This is a genomic window from Klebsiella sp. RHBSTW-00484 (genome assembly GCF_013705725.1).
Taxonomy (GTDB): domain Bacteria; phylum Pseudomonadota; class Gammaproteobacteria; order Enterobacterales; family Enterobacteriaceae; genus Klebsiella.
The window spans coordinates 183,098-208,871 of sequence record NZ_CP055482.1; the positions used below are offsets into that span (position 1 = coordinate 183,098).

Annotated in this window: 32 protein-coding genes and 3 pseudogenes; 19 read left to right on the forward strand and 16 right to left on the reverse strand. The window is 48.5% G+C overall.

The window, feature by feature from the left end; translation table 11 throughout:
- Nucleotides 1-8 precede the first annotated feature (8 nt).
- From mobH to HV213_RS30755, 6 genes are read left to right on the forward strand one after another with little or no spacing between them, the layout of a single operon-like run.
- Nucleotides 9-3,044, forward strand: a complete 3,036-nt coding sequence (gene mobH / locus HV213_RS30730; RefSeq protein ID WP_015063004.1) for a MobH family relaxase — start codon at nt 9-11, stop codon at nt 3,042-3,044.
- A complete protein-coding gene (traD, locus tag HV213_RS30735; protein WP_181486533.1) occupies nt 3,044-5,128 on the forward strand; it encodes a conjugative transfer system coupling protein TraD in 2,085 nt (694 codons plus the stop codon). Before mobH ends, traD begins: the two co-directional genes overlap by 1 nt.
- Nucleotides 5,128-6,231, forward strand: coding sequence for a hypothetical protein (locus HV213_RS30740; RefSeq protein ID WP_015063006.1), 1,104 nt, complete (start codon nt 5,128-5,130; stop codon nt 6,229-6,231). The genes traD and HV213_RS30740 overlap by 1 nt, the downstream gene beginning before the upstream one ends.
- Nucleotides 6,218-6,880 carry an IncC plasmid conjugative DNA transfer DtrJ family protein gene (locus HV213_RS30745; RefSeq protein ID WP_015063007.1) on the forward strand — a complete coding sequence of 221 codons (663 nt, stop codon included), beginning with the start codon at nt 6,218-6,220 and terminating at the stop codon, nt 6,878-6,880. Before HV213_RS30740 ends, HV213_RS30745 begins: the two co-directional genes overlap by 14 nt.
- Before the next feature lie 12 nt (nt 6,881-6,892).
- Nucleotides 6,893-8,074 carry a S49 family peptidase gene (locus tag HV213_RS30750; RefSeq protein ID WP_032610470.1) on the forward strand — a complete coding sequence of 394 codons (1,182 nt, stop codon included), beginning with the start codon at nt 6,893-6,895 and terminating at the stop codon, nt 8,072-8,074.
- A gap of 1 nt (nt 8,075) precedes the next feature.
- Nucleotides 8,076-8,804 carry a nuclease-related domain-containing protein gene (locus HV213_RS30755; protein ID WP_015063009.1) on the forward strand — a complete coding sequence of 243 codons (729 nt, stop codon included), beginning with the start codon at nt 8,076-8,078 and terminating at the stop codon, nt 8,802-8,804.
- 32 nt (nt 8,805-8,836) lie between these two features.
- On the opposite strand, the gene HV213_RS30760 is transcribed toward HV213_RS30755, so the two are convergent.
- From HV213_RS30760 to HV213_RS30800, 9 genes are all read right to left on the reverse strand, one after another.
- Entirely contained in the window at nt 8,837-9,196 is a 360-nt protein-coding gene (locus tag HV213_RS30760; RefSeq protein ID WP_015063010.1) for a hypothetical protein, read from the reverse strand.
- Nucleotides 9,197-9,283: 87 nt separating this feature from the next.
- Nucleotides 9,284-9,598, reverse strand: coding sequence for a hypothetical protein (locus tag HV213_RS30765; RefSeq protein ID WP_015063011.1), 315 nt, complete (start codon nt 9,596-9,598; stop codon nt 9,284-9,286).
- 266 nt (nt 9,599-9,864) lie between these two features.
- A complete protein-coding gene (locus HV213_RS30770) occupies nt 9,865-10,005 on the reverse strand; it encodes a hypothetical protein (RefSeq protein WP_154591402.1) in 141 nt (46 codons plus the stop codon).
- Between the two features lie 537 nt (nt 10,006-10,542).
- Nucleotides 10,543-10,779, reverse strand: coding sequence for a DUF905 family protein (locus HV213_RS30775; protein ID WP_032610472.1), 237 nt, complete (start codon nt 10,777-10,779; stop codon nt 10,543-10,545).
- Between the two features lie 45 nt (nt 10,780-10,824).
- A complete protein-coding gene (locus HV213_RS30780; protein WP_032610473.1) occupies nt 10,825-11,370 on the reverse strand; it encodes a hypothetical protein in 546 nt (181 codons plus the stop codon).
- Between the two features lie 81 nt (nt 11,371-11,451).
- Nucleotides 11,452-11,889 (reverse strand): hypothetical protein, encoded by a 438-nt coding sequence (locus tag HV213_RS30785; protein WP_059509378.1) that lies wholly within the window; start codon nt 11,887-11,889, stop codon nt 11,452-11,454.
- Between the two features lie 49 nt (nt 11,890-11,938).
- Nucleotides 11,939-12,235, reverse strand: coding sequence for a hypothetical protein (locus HV213_RS30790; RefSeq protein ID WP_032610474.1), 297 nt, complete (start codon nt 12,233-12,235; stop codon nt 11,939-11,941).
- 378 nt (nt 12,236-12,613) lie between these two features.
- The gene (locus HV213_RS30795; protein WP_032610475.1) at nt 12,614-12,895 is read right to left on the reverse strand and encodes a hypothetical protein; all 282 of its coding nucleotides are present in this window, start codon (nt 12,893-12,895) and stop codon (nt 12,614-12,616) included.
- 64 nt (nt 12,896-12,959) lie between these two features.
- On the reverse strand, nt 12,960-14,165 hold the full coding sequence (locus HV213_RS30800) for a DNA-binding protein (RefSeq protein ID WP_032610476.1): 1,206 nt from the start codon (nt 14,163-14,165) through the stop codon (nt 12,960-12,962).
- Nucleotides 14,166-15,339: 1,174 nt separating this feature from the next.
- Between HV213_RS30800 and HV213_RS30805 the strand changes: the two genes are divergently transcribed.
- The 11 genes from HV213_RS30805 (at nt 15,340) to HV213_RS30850 (ending at nt 19,542) form a co-directional block, all read left to right on the forward strand.
- Complete coding sequence (locus HV213_RS30805; protein WP_050596975.1) at nt 15,340-15,723, forward strand: hypothetical protein; 384 nt, start codon at nt 15,340-15,342, stop codon at nt 15,721-15,723.
- A 10-nt stretch (nt 15,724-15,733) separates the two neighbouring features.
- Nucleotides 15,734-15,988, forward strand: coding sequence for a hypothetical protein (locus HV213_RS30810; protein WP_032610479.1), 255 nt, complete (start codon nt 15,734-15,736; stop codon nt 15,986-15,988).
- Nucleotides 15,988-16,404: a hypothetical protein gene (locus HV213_RS30815; protein WP_032610480.1), complete on the forward strand. Its 417-nt coding sequence runs from the start codon at nt 15,988-15,990 to the stop codon at nt 16,402-16,404. The genes HV213_RS30810 and HV213_RS30815 overlap by 1 nt, the downstream gene beginning before the upstream one ends.
- Nucleotides 16,404-16,535 carry a hypothetical protein gene (locus HV213_RS33645; protein WP_255344485.1) on the forward strand — a complete coding sequence of 44 codons (132 nt, stop codon included), beginning with the start codon at nt 16,404-16,406 and terminating at the stop codon, nt 16,533-16,535. The genes HV213_RS30815 and HV213_RS33645 overlap by 1 nt, the downstream gene beginning before the upstream one ends.
- A complete protein-coding gene (locus HV213_RS30820; protein WP_032610524.1) occupies nt 16,522-16,803 on the forward strand; it encodes a hypothetical protein in 282 nt (93 codons plus the stop codon). Before HV213_RS33645 ends, HV213_RS30820 begins: the two co-directional genes overlap by 14 nt.
- Nucleotides 16,804-16,988: 185 nt before the next feature.
- Nucleotides 16,989-17,543, forward strand: a complete 555-nt coding sequence (locus tag HV213_RS30825; RefSeq protein WP_015063016.1) for a hypothetical protein — start codon at nt 16,989-16,991, stop codon at nt 17,541-17,543.
- A 59-nt stretch (nt 17,544-17,602) separates the two neighbouring features.
- The gene (locus HV213_RS30830) at nt 17,603-17,851 is read left to right on the forward strand and encodes a hypothetical protein (protein WP_050596976.1); all 249 of its coding nucleotides are present in this window, start codon (nt 17,603-17,605) and stop codon (nt 17,849-17,851) included.
- Nucleotides 17,852-17,975: 124 nt separating this feature from the next.
- Nucleotides 17,976-18,308: a DUF5417 domain-containing protein gene (locus HV213_RS30835; RefSeq protein ID WP_032610481.1), complete on the forward strand. Its 333-nt coding sequence runs from the start codon at nt 17,976-17,978 to the stop codon at nt 18,306-18,308.
- 44 nt (nt 18,309-18,352) lie between these two features.
- On the forward strand, nt 18,353-18,922 hold the full coding sequence (locus HV213_RS30840; protein ID WP_032610483.1) for a hypothetical protein: 570 nt from the start codon (nt 18,353-18,355) through the stop codon (nt 18,920-18,922).
- Nucleotides 18,923-18,945: 23 nt separating this feature from the next.
- Nucleotides 18,946-19,296, forward strand: a complete 351-nt coding sequence (locus HV213_RS30845) for a hypothetical protein (protein ID WP_032610485.1) — start codon at nt 18,946-18,948, stop codon at nt 19,294-19,296.
- 39 nt (nt 19,297-19,335) lie between these two features.
- Entirely contained in the window at nt 19,336-19,542 is a 207-nt protein-coding gene (locus tag HV213_RS30850) for a hypothetical protein (protein WP_044255297.1), read from the forward strand.
- Nucleotides 19,543-19,775: 233 nt separating this feature from the next.
- On the opposite strand, the gene HV213_RS30855 is transcribed toward HV213_RS30850, so the two are convergent.
- The 3 genes from HV213_RS30855 to relB form a co-directional block, all read right to left on the reverse strand.
- Nucleotides 19,776-19,934, reverse strand: coding sequence for a type I toxin-antitoxin system Hok/Gef family toxin (locus HV213_RS30855; protein WP_064758473.1), 159 nt, complete (start codon nt 19,932-19,934; stop codon nt 19,776-19,778).
- A gap of 70 nt (nt 19,935-20,004) precedes the next feature.
- Nucleotides 20,005-20,292 (reverse strand): type II toxin-antitoxin system mRNA interferase RelE, encoded by a 288-nt coding sequence (gene relE, locus HV213_RS30860; protein WP_000323025.1) that lies wholly within the window; start codon nt 20,290-20,292, stop codon nt 20,005-20,007.
- Entirely contained in the window at nt 20,292-20,531 is a 240-nt protein-coding gene (gene relB, locus HV213_RS30865; protein ID WP_000534858.1) for a type II toxin-antitoxin system antitoxin RelB, read from the reverse strand. Before relB ends, relE begins: the two co-directional genes overlap by 1 nt.
- A gap of 24 nt (nt 20,532-20,555) precedes the next feature.
- Between relB and HV213_RS33410 the strand changes: the two are divergent.
- Nucleotides 20,556-20,672 (forward strand): annotated as a pseudogene (locus HV213_RS33410) (hypothetical protein); the annotation flags it as partial.
- Nucleotides 20,673-20,793: 121 nt separating this feature from the next.
- On the opposite strand, the gene HV213_RS30870 reads toward HV213_RS33410, so the two are convergent.
- Both HV213_RS30870 and HV213_RS33415 read right to left on the reverse strand, forming a co-directional pair.
- Nucleotides 20,794-21,717, reverse strand: coding sequence for a cation diffusion facilitator family transporter (locus HV213_RS30870; RefSeq protein WP_000167917.1), 924 nt, complete (start codon nt 21,715-21,717; stop codon nt 20,794-20,796).
- 199 nt (nt 21,718-21,916) lie between these two features.
- Nucleotides 21,917-22,120, reverse strand: a pseudogene (locus HV213_RS33415) (cytochrome b/b6 domain-containing protein); the annotation flags it as partial.
- A gap of 68 nt (nt 22,121-22,188) precedes the next feature.
- On the opposite strand from HV213_RS33415, the gene HV213_RS30875 reads away from it, so the two are divergent.
- On the forward strand, nt 22,189-23,169 hold the full coding sequence (locus tag HV213_RS30875; RefSeq protein WP_000019450.1) for an IS5-like element ISKpn26 family transposase: 981 nt from the start codon (nt 22,189-22,191) through the stop codon (nt 23,167-23,169).
- Between the two features lie 124 nt (nt 23,170-23,293).
- Here HV213_RS30875 and HV213_RS30880 read toward each other — a convergent pair.
- Together HV213_RS30880 and HV213_RS30885 are read right to left on the reverse strand one after the other, a co-directional pair.
- Nucleotides 23,294-23,689 (reverse strand): annotated as a pseudogene (locus HV213_RS30880) (cytochrome b/b6 domain-containing protein); the annotation flags it as partial.
- 475 nt (nt 23,690-24,164) lie between these two features.
- Nucleotides 24,165-25,403, reverse strand: a complete 1,239-nt coding sequence (locus tag HV213_RS30885; RefSeq protein ID WP_003030308.1) for an IS110 family RNA-guided transposase — start codon at nt 25,401-25,403, stop codon at nt 24,165-24,167.
- Nucleotides 25,404-25,774 lie beyond the last annotated feature (371 nt).

Sequence of the window (25,774 nt, forward strand, 5' to 3'; positions counted from 1 at the left end):
ATTATTTGATGAATTTCAGGGCGCTATTCCTAAGTATACAAAGAGTTTTAGGCATCTTCTCCAGTAGGGAGAATGATGTGGCTGAGTTAATGATGAAGGATGTTTCGAGTCTTTCACCATTTGCTCAGATTATAGGGGATCAGAAATACACTGTACCGGATCACCCGAATCTTGAAGTCCTGAAATTCATTGAGTACCCAACTCGGCCAGCTGGGATACAAACGTTTAATGAGCAGTCTATTCTTTCTCTTTACAGAGATAAACTGCACTCAATCTCTATGATGCTGGCAATAAGTGATGGAGACATCCGTGAGGATGCCTTTACCTTCACCAATCTGGTTTTAAAACCATTGATTGAATACATCCGTTGGATTCATTTACTTCCTGCTTCAGAAAACCACCACCATAATGGTATTGGCGGATTGTTGTCACATAGCCTGGAAGTTGCAATGATTTCTTTAAAAAATGCCAATCATTCTGAATTGCGCCCAATTGGGTATCAGGATGAAGAAGTCATTCGCCGAAAAGTATATCTCTATGCCGCTTTTATCTGTGGCCTTGTGCATGATGCCGGAAAGGTATATGACCTCGATATAGTAAGTCTGAATCTGAATGAAACTTTAACATGGGCGCCAAGCTCGCAAAGCCTGCTTGACTGGGCACGTGAAAACAATGTTGTCGAATATGAAATACATTGGCGAAAACGCATTCATAACCAACATAATATATGGTCAAGCGTTTTCCTTGAGAGAATATTAGATCCGGTCTGTATGTCATTCCTCGACCGTGTCAAAAAGGAGCGCGTCTATGCAAAAATGGTTACGGCACTGAATGTCTATAACGATGGCAATGACTTTCTGTCCAAATGTGTAAGAACCTCAGATTATTATTCAACGGGAACTGACCTTAATGTATTGAGGGACCCGATAATGGGTCTGCGGTCGAATGATGCTGCGGCAAGAGCAATAGGTACCATTAAGCATAACTTCACCAGTATTAATATTAATAACTATAAATCCAAACCCATGCACATCATTATTGTAAACGGTGAAGTTTACCTCAATGAAAACGCCTTCCTCGACTTTGTACTTAGTGATTTTGCGGCCCACAAGTTCAACTTCCCACAGGGGGATGCAGGTAAAACTGTACTAGTAGAGTCGCTGGTTCAACGGGGTTATGTTGAGCCTTACGATGATGAGCGTGTGGTTCATTATTTTATTCCCGGGACATACTCGGAAAATGAAATAGCCAGCATCTTCCGAAACGGTATCGGTAAGCTGGAATTTTATAATCTCCTGAAACTTCGCTGGATCGGGTTAATTTTTGACTCATATAAAATCCCGGATTCTGTTCCGGGCCTCTTCAGCGTTAATGCAAATAAAGATTTCATCTATATTGATGAACAGAAAACTGTAACAGAATACAGAAGGCCGGTCCCGGGTCGTGAGTCTGTTACCAGAGTAACGGACACCGTAAGCGACGCCATTGAAGATACTCCACAATACGGACTCAAACTCGTGAACGGCCCTGATGCCGACAGTGTCAACGGTAAAAGCAGTGAAAATACTGAAGCCATCACAGAAAGTGTGGAGGCGGCTGGCACGGATAAAGCAACCGATATTATTGATCCGCAGGTTACTACGCCAACAGATACAGCCGGAACAGGCGGCTTGGATGAAAAGGAACGGGTAGAGGAACATGAAGAGCAGAGTCAGATGCGTCTGGTCGAGCAGCTGCATGAAATGCTTCTGAGCGCCCCACTGCCCCACAACGCAGTCATTAATATTGATTCCGTACCTTACCTTAATCTCGATGCTGCTATTGCGTTAATCCCTGGTATTGATGAGGCGGCATTTTGTGATGGGCCCTTTTTCCAGCTGACGTACCGTGATGGATCACTGGATGGTATGTGGATAGTCCGTGACGTAAACAATCTACGCCTGATACAACTGGGGGATAACTGTGCTGGTATTCAGGTGAGCACCTCGGAACCCCGAACCACTTCTACGCTGAAGTCGCTTTTTGATACGTCAATGTACCAGCCGTTGGATATCCCTGAAAGTCCATCATTAAACGAAGCGGTTTCGCCCCCACAAACACCGCTTGATCTCCCTCCGGCGCGACTGAATACCCCCCAGGCTGTAGAGGCCAATTCGGTAGCTGAACAGATTAACGCCCACTCCGAACCGGAGACCGTCACTGCTTCTGAGTATGAGCAATATGGCCACCTGCTGGAAGAAACCCTAGATAGCGATAGTGAGGCATATTCTGACTTTATAGTCGCCGACAACTCTGTGGTTGAACCCCCCCAGCCTGAGGCGAAAAATAGCGATGTCGCCGAATTCCATGATGAAACAGACCAGGTCGTTGCGCCCGGTAAATTGAATGATCCTGAGGATACCAGAGAGCCACCAGCTCCCAATACAACCGGGAAAGAAGTAATTTTAACAAGTCCTGTGTCATCACAGGACCCTATAAAATCGGAACCCGCCGGGGAGAAAGCGAACCATCTATCTCCGGCCCTGGCTCGTCTGTTTGCGGTAAACACTCAAGCAGAGAAGAAGCATGAAAATCCGCCGGTCACGACTCCAGTGAAAGAAGCCTTTAATCGATCCAACTCTGCCACAGTTCAGGCTCCTATTGCCGTTGACCAACCTGGTGCAGAAGAAAAGGAGACACTGGAAGATTTTACCCTGCTAAGTGGCGGTGAAGTTACAGAACTTGAATACGTCGAAATTGCCACAATGCTTCACCACATTCTGACTAAGTTATCTGGGTCGTTTAAAAGAAAGCGGAAAAACCGATTCATGGTTTTGACCCAGAACACCTTTTTTCTGACCCAGTCATGTGTTGAAAAATACGGGACGCAGTTAAATGCGCCTGAGCTTTTTAACCAGCTTCCTCAATACCAGGTCACCTCCGGCGCCATAGTCAATACAAAATGTTTCGCATTCAACATGCCAACTCTGGTAGCCGCATCCGACCGGGCAAAGGTCGATATTGAGTTAATCATTAACACACTTAAAGATGTAGGGAATCTATAATGGCAAAATCAAAAAGGACCAACCTGCACGCCCAGGAAAACTTTTACAGGCCGATATTGGAGTACAGAAGTGCCTCAGTACTTTTAATTTGCGCCATAATAATGCTGTTTATGGGGTTTCGATCAGATGGGTTGAATATTGCCCCCATCATTTTGTATACCGCTGCCTTCATGCTTTTGGTTTGTTTGTACCGCTGTAAAACGGCATACCCTTATTTGATGGCGCACTGGCGCGTGTTTCAGCGCCAGATTATGTTTATTAGCCTTAAATCGCTCAGGTCGATCAACAAAAGTAACTTTTTCTCTAACGAGCGAAAGTACCGCCAGCTGGTACAAGAGTATAAAAAATCCAACCGTCAGGTACCGGACAGAAAAACCTACTTCTGTAACGGCTTTGAATGGGGTCCCGAGCATGCAGATCGCGCGTATCAAATTGCCAATCTCTCAAGCGATAAAAGAGAGATAGCCCTGCCATTTGCCCTAAACCCCATAGCGCGGCATTTTGAGGCGATGGCCAGATCCATGGGTGGCAGTAACGCCATTTTTGCTGTTGATAAACGGGCGCCAATTTTTGTTACCGAAGATAACTGGTTCGGCCATACCCTCATTACCGGAAACGTCGGTACCGGTAAAACAGTCCTTCAGCGGTTATTGAGCATCAGTATGCTGCATTTAGGCCACGTCATTGTGGTTATTGATCCAAAGAACGACGCAGATTGGCGGCAGTCACTTATGGATGAAGCGGCGGAACTTGGGTTGCCATTTTATAAGTTTCACCCTGCCCAGCCTTCTTCTTCAGTGTGTATTGATGTCTGCAACGCTTATACCAATGTTTCGGACCTCACCTCACGCCTTCTTAGTCTGGTTTCGGTTCCCGGGGAAGTTAACCCATTCGTACAATATGCCGAGGCTCTCGTTTCAACTGTGATCACCGGTCTGTCTTACACGGATAAAAAACCGTCGATATATCTCATTCATAAAAACATGAAAAGCCACATGGCAATCCTGAACCTCACCGTAAAAGTTCTGGAATGCTGTTATGCACGGCTCTACGGGCCCGATGTATGGATGGAAAAGGTGAAATATTCTTCGAATGATACTCTACAAGTCCGCTTTAAGCGCCTTGTTGAATGGTTTTCTGCCCACTTCTTGAATTATGAAGGTGCCGAGCCCATTGATTGGATTGATACCGTCGGCCGGTTAGTAGATTATTCTTTGTCTGATCCTGAGCACATGTCAAAAATGACAGCGGGTATTATGCCGCTGTTCAGTCGTCTGACCGAACAACCACTGAATGAATTGCTTTCGCCGTCACCTAATTCACTCACTTCGCGTGAAATAGTCACTTCAGATGGAATATTCAGTACCGGAGGTGTTCTCTATATCTCGCTCGATGGTCTTTCCAACCCGGAATCCGCCCGGGCTATTTCGCAGTTGATAATGTCAGACCTGACGTCCTGCGCGGGTAGTCGCTATAACTCTGATGATGGTGATATGTCCTCACATTCAAGGATCAGTATTTTCGTCGACGAAGCACACTCCGCAATCAACAATTCAATGATAAACTTACTCGCTCAGGGTCGTGCCGCACAAATTGCATTGTTTATTTGCACGCAAACCATTTCCGATTTTATTGCAGCAGCAAACGTTGAGACTGCAAATCGTATTACGGGTCTGTGTAACAATTACATTAGCCTGCGGGTAAACGACACCCCAACGCAAACGCTGGTTGTAGAAAACTTTGGTAAAAGTCCAATTAGTACAAATATGGTCACGTATACGACAGGATCAGAAACCACTTTGCCGCATAATAACTTCTCTGGTTCGATATCAGAAAGAAAGCAAACAACGCTGGAAGAAAGTATTCCGAAAGAGCTTTTAGGCCAGGTTCCAAAATTTCATATTGTGGCCAGACTTCAGGATGGTCGTAAAGTCGTCGGGCAGATCCCGATTGCCGTAAGTGAAAACTCGATGAGACCCAATACAACATTATTGGAGATGTTCCTGAAACCAGCCGGAAAAGTAACTTTGCGTCAGAATGTGGGTTTAGACTATTTAAATAAACATCTAAGGAAATTGCATTGATGGACGAGCAAATTACTCTGACACAAAATCAAATTTTCAGTTCATCTCTGAAAGTCAGTAAAAGCCGTTCGCTTGTTAAACGGCGTATGCAGTCATTAGGCCTGAAGTTTGCCGATTCGCAGGATGTTCGTGACCGTCTGGCAGGGATTGAAAAAGGTGCTTTGAAATCTGTGGGGCAATTTTGCCATGACAACGATGCTGAGTCTTTATCAGCGCTGGCTATTATCCTTTCCGAGCTTTTTCTGCTCCAAGGGGAACTGTCCACCAGCAATGAATACGGTGACCATGAAACAAGTTACTGGTCCGTAGCTCAGGGACCTTGTGATGAATGGGTTCAGTCTCTTCTTACGAGCGAAGACGGACAGCGAAAATTTATTGGTTTTCGCATTACATTCGACAATTCTGAAGAGCGCCGCCGCCTTGTTGATAAAAATTCAAAAATGCTGGGGAGTTATTTACTTCCCTATTTTGTCAATTTTACGAGTGCTGCATCGGCGTTTATTACGCTGCCTGACAGCGTCACGTTTAAACAAGTACAACGCAATAAGCCACTCATTCACCCTGAAACCACATTAAGTCACATTCTTACCATAGAAGACTCGGCGTTTCTCTCTCGTATCAAATTTAAACTAATCTCGGCGATTGACCGCCTGCCCGACCCGACCGGGCTGTATGCCAATATGTTCAACCACATTATGGACCGGGCACTATTAACACACCTCGACCGGGAGCAAATTGATAGCCCTTGTGTGTGCAAAAAGGTCATCTCAACCTACGCAGACACCATGCTAACGCTCCCGGTATTTAATACAGGGATCACCGGGAGATACCGACACTGGACGCCCTGGGGGATTAATTTTGTTGAGTTTAGCCGTCAGGCTGCAAAGGAAAAAGCCTGTGTCTATGTTCCTGAACCCGGTCAAATTCATTGGAAAAGTCCGGAGCATAAGGAACTGGCTGAGTTCAGCCTGATCAACCACATAATCCCGCAGCAATACCACTGGTTGCTGGGTGTGCCAACAATCTGGCGAAGCCACTACCGTGACCATGGCGACCGATTAGACTTATTCAGGGAGTGGAGGGACGCAAATGGCTGCGGATAATTCTGCACGGGCAGTATTCATCAGAGGACTGCTTTTTTTAGGGATGATGCTTTATCTTATTTATAGTCTGGGCTTCCAGAATACTGACGATCTAAAGCAACAAATCACTCAGGAGGTGAACGCCAGTCGTAGCCTCATTTCTAATGACCGGTGGTTGTCGGTTATTGCAAATAGTGAAGCTACTTTGTCGACTCTGATTAATGACTATAAGCTGATCGAATATCTGAATACGATACTGATCCCGGAAACGACGAAACCTGCGCGTGGGCTGAATTACGTTGCAGAGAAGATGTCATCGGTAAACTACACTGTGGCAAAGAATCTCCCCTTGCTCATTTATCAGTCCATTTTCCGCTGGAATCTGATACTCGGCTGGCTGATTGTGTTTTCACCTTACTTAATTGCTATGCTCGCTGACGGCATGTATCAATGGAAATTAAAACGTTACGTTTTCGGTAATGTAACCGTTCAGTTTTACAGGATCTGGTTCAGAGCCTTCTGGATAATTGGTGCATTAACCTTTGTTTACCTCTCAATGCCTAATATGTCTCTTTTTAACAATATCGCTCAACTGTTCCCCCCTGTCGCATTGCTGATATTGGGAATTGCACTCAACCGCTTGTGGTCTAACTTTCAAAAACTTATGTAATAAGGTGGTCAGATGTTTAACCGTAAAAATAAGAAGTCACCTGCCAATATCAAAGAATCGCTTGATGAGAACGCTGACCGTTTTTATAAGATGTTCCGAATCCATACCACCTCAAAAGTGGTTATTTCCCTTCTGGCATTAGCAGCAGCAGGGGTTTCGGCCTTTAATATTTACGATAAGTATCAGGAATCAGAAGGACGAATGGATCATATTGCCGTCGTGCGCATATCGGGAGAAATGGGCACCGGGTCAGAGGCCGGTGACGGTTCTGTGATAGCCGCAGCACTGGCAAAAGCGTACAACAACCCGCATGCCAAAGCTGTCATTATCGAGGCGGAGTCAGGTGGTGGCGGACCTTCAGACGCGATTATTATTTATCGCCAGATTAATGCACTTCGAAGCCACCAGCAGAAGATTGAACGTATTTCACATGCGGAATCCGCAAGCAAGACCCGTAATACGGGTGATACCAGTGCTTCACGCTCGCAGGACGATATCAATGCCGAACAATCGAAACGCAATACCCTGGAGGTCCTCTCCGCCGGGAGTGGCCGTTTCATTGCCGATATGGAAACCAGCTATAAGCCTATTATCGTTAGCGTCAAAGGCATTTGTGCTTCAGCGTGCTACTACGCCGTGTCCCCTGCTGACGCCATTTATGCAGATAGCAGCGCTCTGACCGGCTCGATCGGCATACGAATGGATCACTGGAACCTGTCCCGCGTCATGGATACGGTCGGTGTTAAAAATGAGCCGCTCACAGCAGGGGAATTTAAAGCTGCACTCGACCCTTATCATCCGCTTTCCGAGGCCACCCGGGATTTTATGCAGAAGCAAATCCTGGATTCCATGCATGAAAAATTTATTTCGGACGTTGAGCAAGGCCGGGGTAACAAACTAATTAGCCGCCCGGAGGCAAATGCTGTCGCTCTGTATTCCGGCCGGGTATGGACAACGCAGCAAGCAATCCAGTACGGTCTCATCGACGGTGACCTGACACCAGTCGAGGTCCGTTCGCGTCTGTCTCAAATGTATTCGACCACTACATTCAAAACGTACAACGAGCCGCAACGATCGCTTCGCTCCGCGCTCGGTATGTTAATGAGCCTGTCAACCAACATCGAAACGCTGGCGGGCACAACCTCCCGGTTACTTGATTCTGTTCAGGCCACCAGCTATCCGACGGTGAAATAAGATGGACGTGATCCTGATGGCGTGGCGGGTGATAGCAATAAGTATTATTGCCCTGGTACTCATTGTGCTTTATTGCTTGATGGGATTCGTATCGTCAGCCATTGCTGAACGCAGGACGGCCAAGCAAATTGAAGCGTACCTTCCTGATGATGCAGAAGGCCTTCTGAGCGATTTAACTCTGCCGGTTAGTGCCACTGGCACCACGCAGATTGATCACGTCCTTATCGCCTCTCATGGGCTCTACGTCATCGAGCAGAAGAACTATGCTGGAAAGCTCTATGGGAAGCTGGATGAAAGCCACTGGCGAAAATGGAAATCGTCAGGGACACTAAAGTTACAAAACCCGTTCAGGCAAAACTACGGTCACATCAAGGCCATTCAGTCTACATTACGCGCCAGCGAACTGGAGTGTATCAATGTTGTCATCATTAACGGGCCCTGCAAGTTTGAAGGTGAGAAGCCAGACTGGCTTTGCATGGGTATGGGTGATTTTGTTCGGAAAGTCACTGAGCGGCGCCAGTTAACTGTATTCAAGCCTGAGGCAGTAAGTTATATCCGTGGGGAGCTGAAGTTAAAGAGAAAGCCTCCTGGCCTTTATACTGATCTGGACCATATCCACAACGTTACCACCAGATACAAAACAACTATGCGATTGGAGCAGCGTATTACCTATAACCTTTTGCGCTTTCTTCGGAATCTACCGGGTAAAATATTCGGTTCGACAAAGTAAAAAAAAGCCCTGCTAATTTATGCGGGGCTTTTTTATGGATTCAACACCGGAATATTTTGCCATGCTTCCTGCATAATTTGCATGACCTCCCCAATGGGTAGCGACGGCCATAAGACTGTGTCAGTCATGATTACGCCAACCGGCTCACATTCAATGGGAACCAGAATTAAAATCACACGAGTCCCTTTAACCTGATACGCAAGATTAACTACCGCCTGTCTGTAGGTTGCCAGAACACCAGAACCGTACTCCGCTGGTTTGCTGGCCCAGTTCCGTACCAGAGCATAAGCCTGCGGCATATAACGATTATCCAGAACGCCCTGTGGCCGACGAAAAGGCACAATATCATCGGAGCGGTAGATAGTAGTGGTGGTTACGTTGGCCGTTGTCATTATTAAACTCCTCCCGTCCAACCCTATTAAATCTGAATGAATAGGGTTCAACTAACAGTTCCTAGCCGTGAAAACTGGCTAGTGTAGCTAGAATTTTTGTTCCATTTGTTGAGCTTCAAAATCTCTCGTTGCCTTCAATAATGAAGCGCCACTGTAGTACTCCGGTTCAGTAATATCATCCTCTTTATTCAACCATTGCGAGGCTGATTCATTGCCTGTCTTAACTGTACTCACATCGCTGCCTTGGTATTTGGGCAACATTACGGCATCCACTTCTTGATAAACGCCATTGCGTTTCACCAGGATTTTAACCGCTTTCGCTTTGCTGCGTTTTTCGCGCACTTTATTAACCAGATACAGCACGACAATCCAGCCTACCAGTACGTAAAGAAAAGTATTCATAATGCCCTCCTTTGTATGTGTCCATTATACCAGGTTCCGTCCCAGCCCAAATAGGTTCGGTGCATGAAAAATAGACTTTCCCGCTTGAATCTGCAAATCACCTCCGGCGTGCCTTTGCTGCCCCGAGAGATATTTTCTTTCCGGATGCGTCTGACAGATTCAGAAAAGGTACTTTTCTGCACGACGGATTTAATTTAGATTCTCTGACTTCACGCCCCACCAGCCAGAGCCCACGGCCGCAACCTTTACGAAAAAAACCGTCAAAATTACCAATGTCGATAGCTCCCCACCAGCGGACGCCTGCGAACAGCATCAATCACCACCACCCCCACATCCGCCACCAGCGTCACCACCACCCCCACATCCACCATCACCGCCTGAGGTATCGGGGGTAAAGAAGGAACCATTTCCGTCGGCAATCCCCCCTCTCTTACTATCCTGCGTATACCGACGCCCTTCGGTCTGGGAATGGCAAAGTGCCTTTTTATTACGGGCTCTCAAAAATAGACAGCAGAAAAGACATACAACCACATAGAGGGTTAAAACAATATGGAGAATCATAAGCACCAGTGAAATCCTGTGAGTCATCGTTAATTGTCTGAGTATTTATATCAAAGTCCCTCGCGCTTAATTTTTGCTAGCACGTCCCTTTTCTCTCGATCGCGAATTAAGATGGCTCAGTTCAGTTACAGACGACACACCGCAGGCATCCGCCAGGCATATCTACACGCAGGTCGGGAGGTCACGACGATTTCTTTCCGGATGCAAGATACCTTTTCAGTTCCCCGGCGCCATCTCGGCACCGGGCGAAACCATCTGCATGCGGGTCAGACTTATACCACCAGCTGTGGGCCCCGGGCAGACCCAGACTCCCTTCCCCGTTTGCCAGCACTGACAGCTGAGTCCATAAAAAGAAACCCGGAGTTACCGGGTTCTTGTGCTGATCAGCTGGCCTTCAGTCCGTGGCTTTGCAGGTGGCTATTGAGCGCATCATAGGCATCGGGTTCATAATTCCAGTTACGCCAGATCAGCTGGCGATCGTGGTCGCGATGATTACGGATGGCAATCTGGAAATGGCCTGCTGGCTGGAGGTTTTCGATAAAGACGTTCTGGTAACCGGCGGCAACGGCGCGGGCTTGAGCCAGTGATAACGGTGATTCGTTGCTGAAAAATCCGCTCATGGGCATTTCCTTCATAATGGCCAGGCCTGAGCCTGGCACTGGGTGTCAGGCCACAAGGCGTTTCGCGAGTTTAACGAAGTGATCTTGGTTGTTGTAGAGCGGCATCTGATAGGCCCGGTCTGAAATAAACATCCGGATCTGGTCAAATGTCATGCCGCAGTTAAAGCCGGTTTCGCTGACATTAGCCCGGGGAAAATCGGCGCAAAATTCGTTTAACACCTTCTCATGGACAATGCCGATATTAAGGAGTCCGGCAGGTCCGTTATCACGGAAAGACACCACCCGGAATGCACCGTACCAGCCCGACTGGCAGAAGAAGGTAAACGCCTGGTTCGCAAGTCCGTTAAACAGCTCGTAACGCAGGCTGGCACTTAGCGATTGACTGTCCAAGCAGTACACACGGTTGATGAAGACGCCTGGGTCGATATTTGCAGGGGTCTGCCCGTAAGCAATACACGGCATAGGCATTTCCGCAGTGTCTTTGTTATCACCAATTACTTTATATTGGGTGGCGATGATATCCGCCAGCATTGATCCACCAAGTGTGTTAATTGCTGCGATGTCGTTAATCTGAATATTAAGATTTTTCATATTTCACCTCGTCGTTTTTTATTATTATTCCACAACCGGTTTCGTGGCTAATAACCTGAAGTGAAATATTTAATAAATAATTCAGTACGACAGACACAAGCCGGTTGACCGTTCAAAAATGTCCTGTAAATGAATACCACAGATATCCAGATTAAAGCGGACAAGCTCTGCTTCATTATTTGAAGTAGAAAATAAATAAAAATCAAATCCACCTGTATTATCATCTTTGAAAATTCTGAAGGAATTATTATCAACAGCGTCGGCCAGTTCAACGTGAACGCCATAGCGCACTTCACCGTCGTCAAACTGTGCAATTCGGCGCACAGATTTAAGACGGACAAATTTCGCCAGCTCCAGTTCGGGCGCCTGGGAAAACGTCAGTGCCTCGAAGATGAGATCAGCCGTTTCATGTTGCTTCCTGCGGTCGAACTCAAACAAACCGCCACCGTTGTTGCGATAGACCGGCTGAAGCGCATTGACCAGGTTGAACGACTGCCGGTTCCTGTCATATCTGTACATTTAAAGGTACTCCAGACCTGCCAGCATCCACCAGCAGGACATAATGTGATTAGTGCCAGTCGGCGATCAGTTCTTCGCACTGCAAAAAGGATAAGCACTGCTGTGCCAACACGGGCAGTACGGCAATGTTGGGTAGGCGGTTGTAACACCAGGCGTTAAACAGCATCTGCCACGGACCGGCGTAGTAACCGGCCATTTTCTTTTTTTGCTTCGGAGTACGGCACGCTGAAATAGCCTGCTGATAGAGACTTTCATTTTCGGCACCTGAGCGTTGTTGCAGTGCCTTGTAAATAAAGGAATAGAGAGCGTCGGAACAATTAGATGCGTAAGCCAGACTGGTTTTCATAATACCTCCTGTTTTTTGGTATTATATAAAATTCGACCTGCTAGCTAATAACCTACACTGAATATATTTTTAAATTCCCATAAATATTAAATATGGACGAATGTGGATTTAAGCGTTGTAAATTATTAAAACCATATCTTATTCTACCATTATGTATTCCCTACAATACGCTTGCTAATTCGTAATTTTGCAGTTATTTGAATATCACCATCCTAAAAGCTGGTAGCCACCTATTTTCCCTCGGATGTAAGTTCACAATAACTCTGTTTATTGCCTGTTCAGTGGCGGTTAAGATTTATAAATGGGTGTGCCATTCGTCAAATCGGTATCCATGGGGTTTGCAGGTACTTATTAAAACGGATCATTCACCTTTTACGTTTACTGCAAACGAGCGTAAGAATTCAGTTGCAGCTCTGCGTCCGCCTGCTGTTGCAGCACGTCCATCACCCGGCTGAGCATGGTCAGCGCCTGGGAGGGGGAGCCGCCAAAAGTCACTTTAATTTCGTTGGTGGTGTGGTGCTGCTCCAGATCGAGAATATTCACTTCCACGTCTTCGCCCTTCTCATCCTTCGCCGTACACTGAATGCTGACCCGGGTCACAGGGTCCTTAACTGTCTGCAATGGTGCCTTCGTGCTGACGTTGATCGCGATATTCTTCATTACCCTGTTTCTCCTTGACCTGTGGTGGTAACCGACCCTACCGGGTGGAGGGTCGGTCAGAAAATCATGCCTGGCCCTGTTGCTGCTTTTCGGCATGCTTACGCAGGTACTGCGTGAGATTGCCGTGGGCTTCACAGATGGCATTCATCTCATCATTGGTCAGCACTAAGGTGTACGTATCGTCGCTGAGGTTCTTAGCGGCACGTTGTTCTGCTTCTTCCGCAATACGCGAAAAAAGCGGGATTGCCGTGTCCGCAATCGTCGTCACGGTCTTTTTGTTGAGTACGCTGGAGACCGATACAGTTTTAGGCTCTGGCGTTTTGATCGGATCTTTCGCCTTCGGCTCCGGGGTGTTTTCCGGAGTTGGCTCCGGGTTGGTCCCAACATTCCCGTCCACCAGCTGCGGCGGGGTGGTCTCATCCGTAGTACCTTCGACGGATGTTTGTTCCGTCACGGTGGTTTCAGGGGTGTTTGCGTTCGTTTCCTGCACGACCGGCGCTTTCGGCTGCATGGCTGCATCAATGTTGCCAGCTTTGACGAATTTAAGGGTTTTGGCCGTAGCCTTGCCATAGACGTCGATGGCTTTGGTGATATTATTCACGGCCTTATCGCCGCTGTAGAGATATTCATCCAGCGCGACATACATGCTCACTTCCCCTGTCACCAGCATAACCTGGAGGGCTTCAGGCAGGTCCAGGACGCGAACCATCTGACGCAGGTGCTGTTCTGTTTTACCGCGACGCTTGGCCAGTTCTGCGAACGTTTTAGGTTCTTCAGCATCTTCGACCATCCGTTTGATGGAGAGCGCCTCAGCCACGACAGACAGAGCCAGATTAGAGTTACCGTCCAGCGTAAACTGTTCGGCACTGGCGCGGCTACCGCGAAACTCCTCGCAGCGAATTAACGAAATCAGTTCACGCCCTTCCTCTGCCAGCTCGATGTTTGCCATAGCGGCGGCGCGGATACGACATGCCCCCTGACGCAGAACAGGACGACCATTCAGAACCTGCACGACGATAGCTGGTACGCTTAAAGGCTCAGACTTATAGGACTCTTTAAGACTGTTCAGGTGGGCTACCACGTGGGGTAAGGAGTAGTAGCTTTCTCCCATGCCAGCGGTACGGGTGTTAAAACCTTCTTCCTCTTCGACCACTGCCGGGTTGATGACCAGACCATTGCTTTTGCGTGCGCCGTTACCGGAACGCTCCAGGTAAGTGCGCAGGCTGATATCGTTGTTAGCGGTTTTTACATCATTTTCGATAGTGGACATTGTGGCCTTCCTTTTAAATTTTCGTTTAGGGTGGTTGTTCGCTACAACACAACAATACCAGGTTCGATTCATTTCCTAATAACCTGAGGCGAAAAAAAAAGTAACTTTTTTTCCCGTGGTAATAGTACGTGATCCGTCCGTTTTAATTTTTCGCTAAGGAGGCCAAATTTAACTTTAGTGTGAAATCGGGTACCAAAAAGCCGGAATTTATCGAAAAAGTTACTTTTCCGTCTGCAAGAACCCACAATAATGCAGAACCGTCAGCATGAAAGGTGTTACATGCGCTGAAGGGAAGATGAGTAAGAGGGGAACTGCGGCGTCACAAGGCATCTAAAGTTACTTTTCCAAAATATGGAATGGCAATCTATCTATCGCTATAAAAGAATAACCGGGATCACTGTCGAACATCTCAACGCGGGGCAGGTAGAATGAGGGAATTAAAATCGGGCCAGGCTAAATCTGCCCGGCCATCGGGAAAGGATACGGCGGCATGGGTCTTACACGAGATAATGCGAATGTATGGTCTTTTCCGGTTGCGACTGTTGGGTTTCTTTCTCACCTGTGGCTAACCGTCGGTATTCGGCGTCACAAAACATCCGTAAGTTGGTAAAGACTTTCTCCATAAACTCAGCGTGAGCAAACGACTCACCCGGGGATTGTGTACGTTCTTTCATACATTCCTTTTTAATCATGTCGACACCTTCGGCACAGGTTGCAGCGGGTACGTCAGCGGGTCACCGGCTGGCGCTGATAATTCGTGAATCCGGAATAGTATTCTACCCTGTTCGCATGCCACATCTGGTCGATAAGCGGGGAATTTCAATCCTATATTGAACCCAGCGACCACCGCAGGGAGAAGGGGCACATTCTCCCCCGCTCTTCTTCCGTCTGCGGGAGGTCACACTCGGCGCGGTGTCCCCGGGCAGAATCATGCTGTGACGGCTGGCGTCCATATCAAGATGTCAGCTCCTGGATTAAACCGCCTCCATCTTCTGTAAATGCAGGGGCTAATGACTGTGTGCAACTGAATTTACCGCAGCATCCGTCCTGTATAAAAAATCCTCAAAACGTTGTTTTCTATTGTATTGACAATAGAAGTTCAGAAGATCATAGTAATCCCATGGCGCGGCATCCGCACCAACGCCCCGGCGTTTCCGGGCATAAGGTAAGCATCATGACCCACGATATCGACACCCTCATTCGTCTGTCCCAGCATAAGTCCCACATCGTCGCTGTACGCCGCCTGCAACTGGCCTTTGAGCTAGAGCTGCGCGACGCAAAAATCAACTCACGTGACGTCGCTGATGCGCTGGCTACCTTGAATGCGGCTATCAGTCTGGAAGAAGAGCTGAACGGCTCTGCGTATGACGATCTGCATTTTGACCTGACCGATGGCGCGAAAGTCGACGCAGCCGAACTGGCAGCGTACCGGGCACAGAAACCGGTGGCTTCCTGCATCGTGGCCGATGGCAGCATTGTGCCAGACGGTTTCGGTGATTACTGCGAGCCGCTGGCAGATGGGGCGCATGACTTGTTTGTCCGTCCGGTCTCGGCATAAGGAGCGATCCATGAGCAAAGAGACTCTGTCACTGGCAACCCGTTACGCAGGCAACTCCTCTGTGATTTCGGAAATGCAGACAGCGCTGGACGTAATGCCGCTGGTGACGGAAGCCGTTCAGAGCGTGTGCGAACGGGTTGAATGTGAGCCCACTGAATTTCTGGACGCGATGGCGCTTGTAAAACGTTTCCTGCTGGCAAAACAAGATGAACTCCGTGCGGAAAGCGTTTCAATCCGCAAGCAGCTGGGTGAGATGGGGGAATAATGATGATTAAGGCTACTATCAGCAACGATGCGCTTCGCACCCGTATTCAGGCGCTGCGTAAAACCAGTGCAAACACCCTTGTCAGCACGACGAAATTCGACGCTGATGCGCTGGAGGAGCTCCTGCGCCTGCGTACCGCAGTGAAGCTGAGACGAGTACGCGTGGTCCAGAGTGGCACCTGCGACTGCGAGGAGCCCTGTGAATGCATGCCCGGGCTGTATGTAACCGTCGACTCCGGCGTGGGTCACGGCCAGGCGGTCTGGACTTACCGGGACGACGGAAAATCCGGTCTGGCGTACTGGTGCGAATTTATGGGACTCGCTCCATTCTGGGCCGAAGACCAGATGAATGCCGCCGAACTGCTTCGCGAGAAGCTGGCCTGGCTGGGTGAACATGTCGAGGTGGTCCCGTGGTAATGAAGCTGTATTGCCCCGAGTGCCTGGCGTACCTTGAAGGGGGGGATGGAACGCTACAGGACTGTCACTGCGGCTGGAAACAGCCGGTCAGCTCTTCCACTGAAGAGGGCGATGATCATGACGCTGACTAACGCCCAAATTTATACTCTGCGTCGGCTGAATACCGGAACCCGCTACCTGATGCAGGGCAACGGAAAGAAAGGGATGGAGCAGCGTCCAGATTGCCTCAGTACGCTGGGATATTTTCCGGTTAATGCCCCCAGTCTGCCGCCCCTCTTCCGGCTGGGCCTGATTGAGTTCACTCTGAAAAGTGGGTTAGAACAGAGCTGTTTCTATCGCGTACGGCTGACCGGGCGTGGGCAGGAGTTAGCCACAACGGCGGTGATCTCGGTGGGCTGACTCAGCCCGCTGCTGCACTGCGCATTACAACTTTAACAGTCTGATTTAAAAAATAAATACAGCTATCAGGTGGAAAAAGCACCCGTTGTTTTGTATTGACAAAACAACTCTGATTCTGTATATTTAATCACACAGCGGCACTCTGGCCGCACGCCCCGGCGTTTCCGGGCATACAGGATAACCCCATGAAACCGATGCTTAAATCCGCTTTCTTCTCAGCTGTTAAATCACTCCTCACCAACGGCTTCAGACCAACCTTCTACACCGTTAACTGTGGCCGAATCGGCATTATCGCCTTTACCGATAAAAACGGTTCTAAGCAGGTTGAACAGGTCTATTCCTGTACCTCGCTTGCCGTGAAGACCATTGCTCCCCGTTTCGAAAAGTGGTTTGCTGCTGCCGTGGCGGAATTTCATGCGGCCGCAGCTGAGACTCTGGAGTCGGGCCAGCGGGTCCTGGACAAGGGTACTGTTCGTACCGTGACGGGATTTCGAAGTGCATTCATCCGCAGCGCTAACGGCACACCCCGTGCCCAGGCACGGACTGGCGTAGTCATGCTTGATCATCGGCACGAAGTTATGGCCGGTGATCTTGTTCGAATGGCTGACAATCCATCAGACACCGTCGTCCATAATACAGACCAACAGCCTGACCAGACAATTCATTCTAACGTGCAGAACGTTTCCGTAAACCTCGCCACAGGACTGGCCCCTGACCCGACGGTTTCAACAGCGACATGACACGGCTGCACTCTCCCCCTGGGAGCCGCACTACGCGGCTCTGTTTGACCGAGAACACTATGACCGATAACAATGAAAAGCACGTTAACGCGATCCATATGAAGGGCAACGATAACGCGAAAAAAGATGAGGCCGACAAAGCAACGGCACTGGTCCAGATGCGTATGACCCCGGAGAAAAAATCACGCTATGTCCGTGAGGCGAAGCGTAATGGCCTGACTATCTCGGCATGGATTCAGCGTCATATGGATCAGGTATGTGATGAGTCAGACGTAAACTATCTAAAGAAAAAGGCTGGCGAGCAATAGGCGACAGTCCACCAGCAGCAGCGAAAAGTTACTTTCCCGGTTGCCTGAAAAGGACCGCATACTGCAAACACAAGGTGTGAACATCACACCCCCGCCCCGGCGGCTCCGGGCAAAGGAGTATCCAATGAAACTTTCCCGCCAGACCACGAACGACACTGCTGTTATCGAAGGTACCCGCAGCCACTTCTGGGGTCGCTCGCTCTACTTCATCATTGAGAATGCGCCCAGGGCACACCTCGTCGCTATTGATGAATTGCTGGATGCAGCGGGTTGGGAAAGCGATCACTGTCCAAACTACGAAGATGACGATGCGTTTGGGCATGCCGGTTACAGCTGCGGGTACATGATTGAGATCGATGACGTGGCACGCTTCAGGGCTGACTATAAGCGCCTCAAAAAGCAGATTGCCGCCCATATCGCCGCCCAGCGTAAAGCCGCAGCCAAACAGACGGCATGAATTTTAATGCAAGCGTTGAGCCTGCATCTAAAAGGAACTGTGCAATGACCGAACAACTATCGGATGAAAAACTGCACCAGCTGGAAGGTGCTGCCGCAAATTACCGTACGACATACCAGGCGCACCTCGCTAATCCACTGGATGGCTCCGCAGTACAGGACTGGGATGAAGCGACCCGTCAACTAATGGCGGTCATCAATTACGATGAAGCCAATATTATCGCGCACCTACTGGCTCGCCGGGATGCAGATCTTGCCAGGCATGAAAGCGACATGACCCGGGCTATCGCAGCTTGGCAGACGGCATCCGTGAAGCTGTCCGAGCAGGCCAGCCAGCAACCAGAATTCCACCTCCGCCGTGTTGGTGGGGACGAGGAGCTCTATGCCCCTTGTGGAAAAGATTATCCACGGGGAAGAGCGTACTACGTTAAGCCGGTAGTGAGCCTGGTTACCGTAAATTGTCCGCCCTGCGACCAATGCTTTGATTCTGCCGACGCCGCAACGGCCTACCGGGATGAGCAGTGGAGACATGTGCTGAGTGAAGCTGGTGTGCTGGTTACGCCGGGGGAGACAGCCCCGGTTCAGCCCACTGAAGACAAGCCGCTTTCCAAATAGTGCGATTGAAAATGAAAACGAAGATGAAACAGCCCAAATCTGCACTTCAGAATGCGATGAAGGGCGAAGAGCCTGCGAGCGTACAAATTCAGATGCGTGCCACTGTAACAAGAAAAGAACGCTATAAGGCGCAGGCAATTCAGGAGGATCTGAATTTAACCGAATGGATGGCGAATCATCTGGACGCCGTCTGTGACGCCGCCGAAGGAAAGGCATCCGTCAGCATCTTTTCCCCGGTTGTACCGGAGAAGATCCCAGACAGCGTCTACCAGGTCATCTATCAGGAATGCGGCGGGTTCGTGGACTGCGATGCGAATGCCCAGACGATCTGGAATGCCTGCCGCCAGGCCATTCTGAAAAACGTGAAAGACTGAATACCCGGCGTCATTTTACCGGATGCAGCAAGGACAAACATGACCATAATTGAACGCCGTGCAGAGATGCGCCAGACGGCCATTAAAGCTCTGCTGGATGCTGAAGAAGCACTGACCGCACTGGCTATGTCCTATGAGCTACAGCCCAATGAGAAGACCAGTGCATGTCATCCACAAACCAGTACTCTCTCCACGACCAGCCAGGTTCGGAAATTGCGGCGGGTCCTCGAAAAATTGAGGCGTTGAGAATTAAACAGGACGCAGGAGGAGGTACCCAGTGCGAGCCGCAGCCGTTCTGGGGAGAATTTTAATCCGACGGTATTCCACTGAGACTGTTGAATGCCTTGGGTAATTGAGTGGCGGTCTGCCACCGAACGGAAGGAAAAAAGGGTTTCCCCGACCGGAGAAACCCTTTTCTAAAGGTGCTATTGGCTTGCTGGCCACATCTGAATCGAGGGGGGTTACCCCCCCTCTTTCAGCTACTTACCGGATTCGTAGTCCATCACAGCCGACACTTCCCGCGTACAGTCTTTCAGCCGCAGTTCGCAGAGCGAATTGCGCGTAAGCCAGGTGAATATCAACAGCGTAAGACATACTATCAATACGCACAAAACAACGGGTTGGTTCGGCAGTTTCATGGCTTCTTCTCCTGTCAACGCAAAGCAGAAGTGTCACCATCGGTGCGAAACAGAGATGTCATGCTTTGGTTCAGAGAATGCGTTTGACCGCCTCGCTATATACTTCCGAGCGTTCTCTTTTCCCAACAGAAATCACGAAAACGACAACTTTCTCGTCTATAACCTGGTATACAAGGCGATAGCCTGAAGACCGGAGCTTAATCTTGTAACAATCAGGCATACCACGGAGCTTGTTTGCTTCAATCCGGGGTGACTCAAGTACTTCAACCAGCTTCTTTTTCAACTGTTCACGTACCGTCGAGCCCAGCTTTCGCCATTCCTTTAGTGCCCGCTCGTCAAAATCCAGAAAATACGCCATCAGAGTTCATCCAGCGTCACACGTACTGGCTTAGGATTACGAAGTCGTTCTTTCACTATCTCCACAAGTTCAGCATCTTCATCACTCAGGAGTGTCTGTTTGAACGGCAAGCGTTCATTGTCAGCGATATACTCGAGCATGAGACGAAGCGCTTCAGAAGGAGTTACGCCCATTTTTTCAAGCGCGGCGTAAGAACGCGCTTTAAGTTCATCGTCAATACGTAGGTTAATGCTACCCATGTCTTACACCCCTTGTAATTACAAATGTCATTACAAGTATCGCACTACAACATGCTTAGGGCAAGTCACGAAGTAAGTCAGAAAGTAGTCGTAAGAACGGTGATCACTGTCCGCTTTGTGCCAGAAGCGGACTTTTTAAAAATATTGCGTGCCCAACAATTGGGCGCAGGTCACATCAAGTACCCTCAGAATTATAGAGAATACCTGAAATTTTTGTAGAGCGAGGTTTGTTACCCTGCCCGACCAGCGACATGTGGTTAGTTTAGTGATCAGAAATGTCGAGCGTTTGGTCGTTCATTGACGCGGGATCTTCCAACGGTTCCACATGAGTGGTGATATGGATAAAAGGCAGTGCGGTGCGGATATCATTCTCTATACGCTCGGCCCAGTCGTGCCCATATTGAACAGTCCATCGCCCAGGAACTAGGATGTGCATTGTCATAAACGCCCGCCCGCCAGCCTGGCGTGTACGTAGTGCATGGAAATCAAGCCCCTGTTCACGATATCCTGCCAGCAGTGACTCGATTTTTTTGAGTTCTTCCGTGGGTAGCGATACGTCCATCAGACCTGCAGCTGAACGACTCATAAGCTGATAACCAGTCCAAACGATGTTGGCTGCGACCAGCAATGCAACGATCGGATCGACCCAAAACCAGCCGGTCAGATAAACCAGTCCGACACCAAAAATGACACCGACCGACGTCCAGACATCGGTCAGCAGGTGATGAGCATCTGCCTCAAGAGTGATAGAGTTGTGCTGCCTGCCAGCCCTTAACAAAATGCGAGCCGTCACAAAATTAAGGATTGATGCGACTGTTGAAACCAGTAATCCGAGACCAATCTCCTCAAGCGGCTGTGGAGTTAACATCCGCTCAACTGCGGTATAGGCGATACTGGCTGCCGCCAATAGGATCAGAAATCCTTCGAAAGCACTCGAGAAATATTCGGCTTTGCCGTGCCCATATGCATGGTTCTCATCGGCCGGAAGCGCAGCCAAGGTCAGCATCCAGAGCGCCATTAGGGCTCCTGCGAGGTTAACTACGGATTCGATGGCATCAGATAGCAGACCGACCGAACCGGTCATTTTCCACGCCACACCTTTGAGTCCGATAGTGGCAATAGCCGTGGCAATGGAAAGCCAAGCGTAGTGCGTCAGCGGACGAGGTAACCCTTTTGTTTTAGTCATTATTAACTTCCTAAAATAGGACGACTAACTCACATTTCTATCCATGATAGATAATTAAACAATCATTTCGCCATGAATATTTTTTCGTTTTTATTAAATTTAATTAAAAAGTCTCTGCAAGTGCTGTTTCATCTTCTAGTAAACTAAATTTTATTTTTAGGGTTTTCTTCAACTTGAAGTAATATTATCTCACAACAGATTAGTCACTTAGGTTAACTGAGCGGCTTTTATATTTTTCAATTAAAATATGCAAAACTCCCATTGCACCATGTGCATAAAAATAGACCTCAATGAAAGTAGTAAAGAACTTATGCCAGTGGATTACTGTTTCAGCCAGATTTGACTGCATGGTATTCAACAAGAACCATAGGCCACCTGAAAGTGCTACAATTAGCAATGCTAGGGAAGGTGCGAACAAGTTCCTGATATGAGATCATCATATTCATCCGGAGCGCATCCCAGAGGGACATCATGAGCCATCAACTCACCTTCGCCGATAGTGAATTCAGCACTAAGCGCCGTCAGACCCGAAAAGAGATTTTCCTCTCCCGCATGGAGCAGATTCTGCCATGGCAGAATATGACCGCTGTCATCGAGCCGTTTTATCCCAAGGCGGGCAATGGCCGACGGCCCTATCCGCTGGAGACCATGCTGCGTATTCACTGCATGCAGCATTGGTACAACCTGAGCGACGGTGCCATGGAAGATGCCCTGTACGAAATCGCCTCCATGCGCCTGTTTGCCCGATTATCCCTGGATAGCGCCCTGCCGGATCGCACCACCATCATGAATTTCCGCCACCTGCTCGAGCAGCATCAACTGGCCCGTCAATTGTTCAAGACCATCAATCGCTGGCTGGCCGAAGCAGGCGTCATGATGACCCAAGGCACTTTGGTGGATGCCACCATCATTGAGGCACCCAGCTCTACCAAGAACAAAGAGCAGCAACGCGATCCGGAGATGCATCAGACCAAGAAAGGCAATCAGTGGCACTTTGGCATGAAGGCCCACATTGGTGTCGATGCCAAGAGTGGCCTGACCCACAGCCTAGTCACCACCGCGGCCAACGAGCATGACCTCAATCAGCTGGGTAATCTGCTTCATGGAGAGGAGCAATTTGTCTCAGCCGATGCCGGCTACCAAGGAGCGCCACAGCGCGAGGAGCTGGCCGAGGTGGATGTGGACTGGCTGATCGCCGAGCGTCCCGGCAGGGTAAAAACCTTGAAGCAGCATCCGCGCAAGAACAAAACGGCCATCAACATCGAATACATGAAAGCCAGCATCCGTGCCAGGGTGGAGCACCCGTTTCGCATCATCAAGCGGCAGTTCGGCTTCGTGAAAGCCAGATACAAAGGGCTGCTGAAAAACGATAACCAACTGGCGATGTTATTCACCCTGGCCAACCTGTTTCGGGTGGACCAAATGATACGTCAGTGGGAGAGATCTCAGTAAAAACCGGAAATAACGCCAGAAATGGTGGAAAAAATAGCCTAAATAGGCTGATTCGATGTGTTTGCGGGAAAAAAATCGGCCCAGATCCGCGAAATTTTAATCAGCGAGTCAGCTTGGGAAGAAATGACCTGCTTATTCGCACCTTCCCTAGAACTCCAAATCCTTGGATTGTACTGGCAATACCTCCCGAATGTGCATCGGGCAGTCGGAAACTAGTCAACGTTTTTATATCTTGCTTAATACCACTAAAGTCAAGCCCTACCCATGAAAAATAATAAGTAAAACCTCTTTGAGTAAGCATCCAACTTAACATAATAAAACCACAAATAATCAGTCCTAACCCTGAAATAATGTGCATCCAGGTTATAACTCCTTCAAGACTATGTTCACCAATTGCTTCGGTCTCTGTCAGATTAGAGTTAATAATTTGTGATAATATTAGAAATGCCACAATGATGTGAAGAATACGAAAAAAAGGAGCGTAATCATGGGGTAATAGATTCCAGAGTCGCAATTTCATTAATGAGTCCTTAGTAAATTTATCGATGATCTTAATCATACAAAAGAATTATTAGGATAACCTTAATTCTTAAAATTGCAGCAGGCATTAGTTCACCTCTGATATGGCCACTTGCGAAATGGGAATGGTAACTGTTATTACTATGTGTTTACTTGCTGTTCTTGTTACGCAGCCCCTTAAACACATTACTTTCAAATATGATTTCCTGCTGGGTTTAAATATGTGTCTTTCTATAGTGCGGCAACCTATTTTTACACCAACTCATGAATTAAATAAGAATCATAAATTAAATGAGAGGTTTAATTCTCTTGCTTAACGCGATGATATTAAATGGAAATTTTAATTTTTGTAATTTATTAAACAGTTAGAATGAGACATGGTAAATACGATCTTCCTTTAGATAATTCTGATAGCACTTTTTCTACTGGGCAGTCTGCAATGTCCGCTTCACGCCCTGAGACATTCGACAAGCTTTTTATGGCTTCAGTAAGGGCGAGTGGCGCGCTTCGAGAGCCAGCAAATATTTTGCTTCATCGTACTGGGTTCTGGCCTTCCAGCAGCGGTAAATGATCCTTATCCATTTGAACGCCAGTGCCCGGATCGCAGACTGATGAGATTTGCCCTTCTCTCTGAGGCCCTGATAATACAGTCTGGCCCAGTATGATGAATTAACCGTCTTGGCAGCCCATTCAACAAAGGTTTGCCTGACGAACTTGGCACACTGCCATCGCCAGTGAACCCAGGATTTCTGGCCACTTCGTTCTGTCACCGGTGCAATACCTGCGTAGTTTTGAATTTCTTCAGCGCTGTTAAACCGGTCACGGTTATCACCAAGTGCAGCAAGCATTCGTGGGCCCATACACGGCCCCATGCCCGGAAGTGATTTGAACAGCTCCGCATCTGGCAATGTGTCAAACAACGCTTCGATTCGTTCGTCATAGGTTTTGATGATTTCACTCACGACTTTAATTTGTGTCGCCAGTGCTGTTGCCATCAAAGCATTAGCCTCTATAACGCTCGGGTCTGTAGTCAATGGGATCGCGTTATCAATACTCGCAACACGTTGCTCGGTAAGAGCCATTGCGCGGCCACCTTTGGCATTCAGAAAGTTGCGGATCGTGTCGCGCCTCGCTCGTTTCAGTTGTTGCAGACTGGGCCACCGGATAATCAGCTCACACAATAGTAAGCTACCCCGATGTGAGAACCACTCCAGTGGCTGAGGATAATACTGTTTAAGTGTGTTGATTATCCGGTTCACAAAACGGCGTTTATCTTCAACCAGCTGACGGCGCTGCTCAACCAGTTGCTGGAGTAACCGGATATCCGCATTGTCGGGTTCAATGGCTTTTATCTTTTGGGGATAACGCAGCATTAACTCTAATGCCAGCTCGGCATCCTGCGGGTCATCTTTAGCGCCGCTGGGCGAGAAGGCCTGCCGGTAACGAGCCAGGGACAAAGCGTGGACGGGGAAAACGGTGATAAATGGATATTTCTGAAGAGCATACACCACGGGACCTTTCTTCAGCTCAACGGCGATAGCGATCCTGCCTTTTACCTTCTGGTGTAACTCGGTAAGCCAGACATCAAGTGCTTCCGGCGTATGTTCAATCACATGGAATGTGCGTTCACCGTTTTTAAACTGAACACAGACATCGTGCTTTTTATCTGCCCAGTCCAGACCAACGTGCGCAGCAAATTGATTAGTCGCAGTCATCACCAACTCCTTTTTATCGGGGATTGGTATGCATTCCACGCTCTTCGAAAGAAATATAGCCAGCAGTTTATCTGCATGCCCTGAGTATTCGTTAGCGAACGTGGAGCACCCACTGGCTCGAAAGAAAAGCGGCGATCATCACGTGATTCTCGCTCAATATTCGTAACCAGTAAGCGCATACCCTGAATCACTTAAAGTGTAATTCTCAGGGTGCGAATGACTATATCTCGCTCTTAGCGGACATTAGCATAGGCTATTTACCATAACGCCGCATTACGCGTACCGCTCAGACGGCCTGAGCGCGTTTCTGACGTGTCCCCGTTAAAAACAGTAACAAACCACCCGAAAATGCACGCCAGAAACGCTACGTA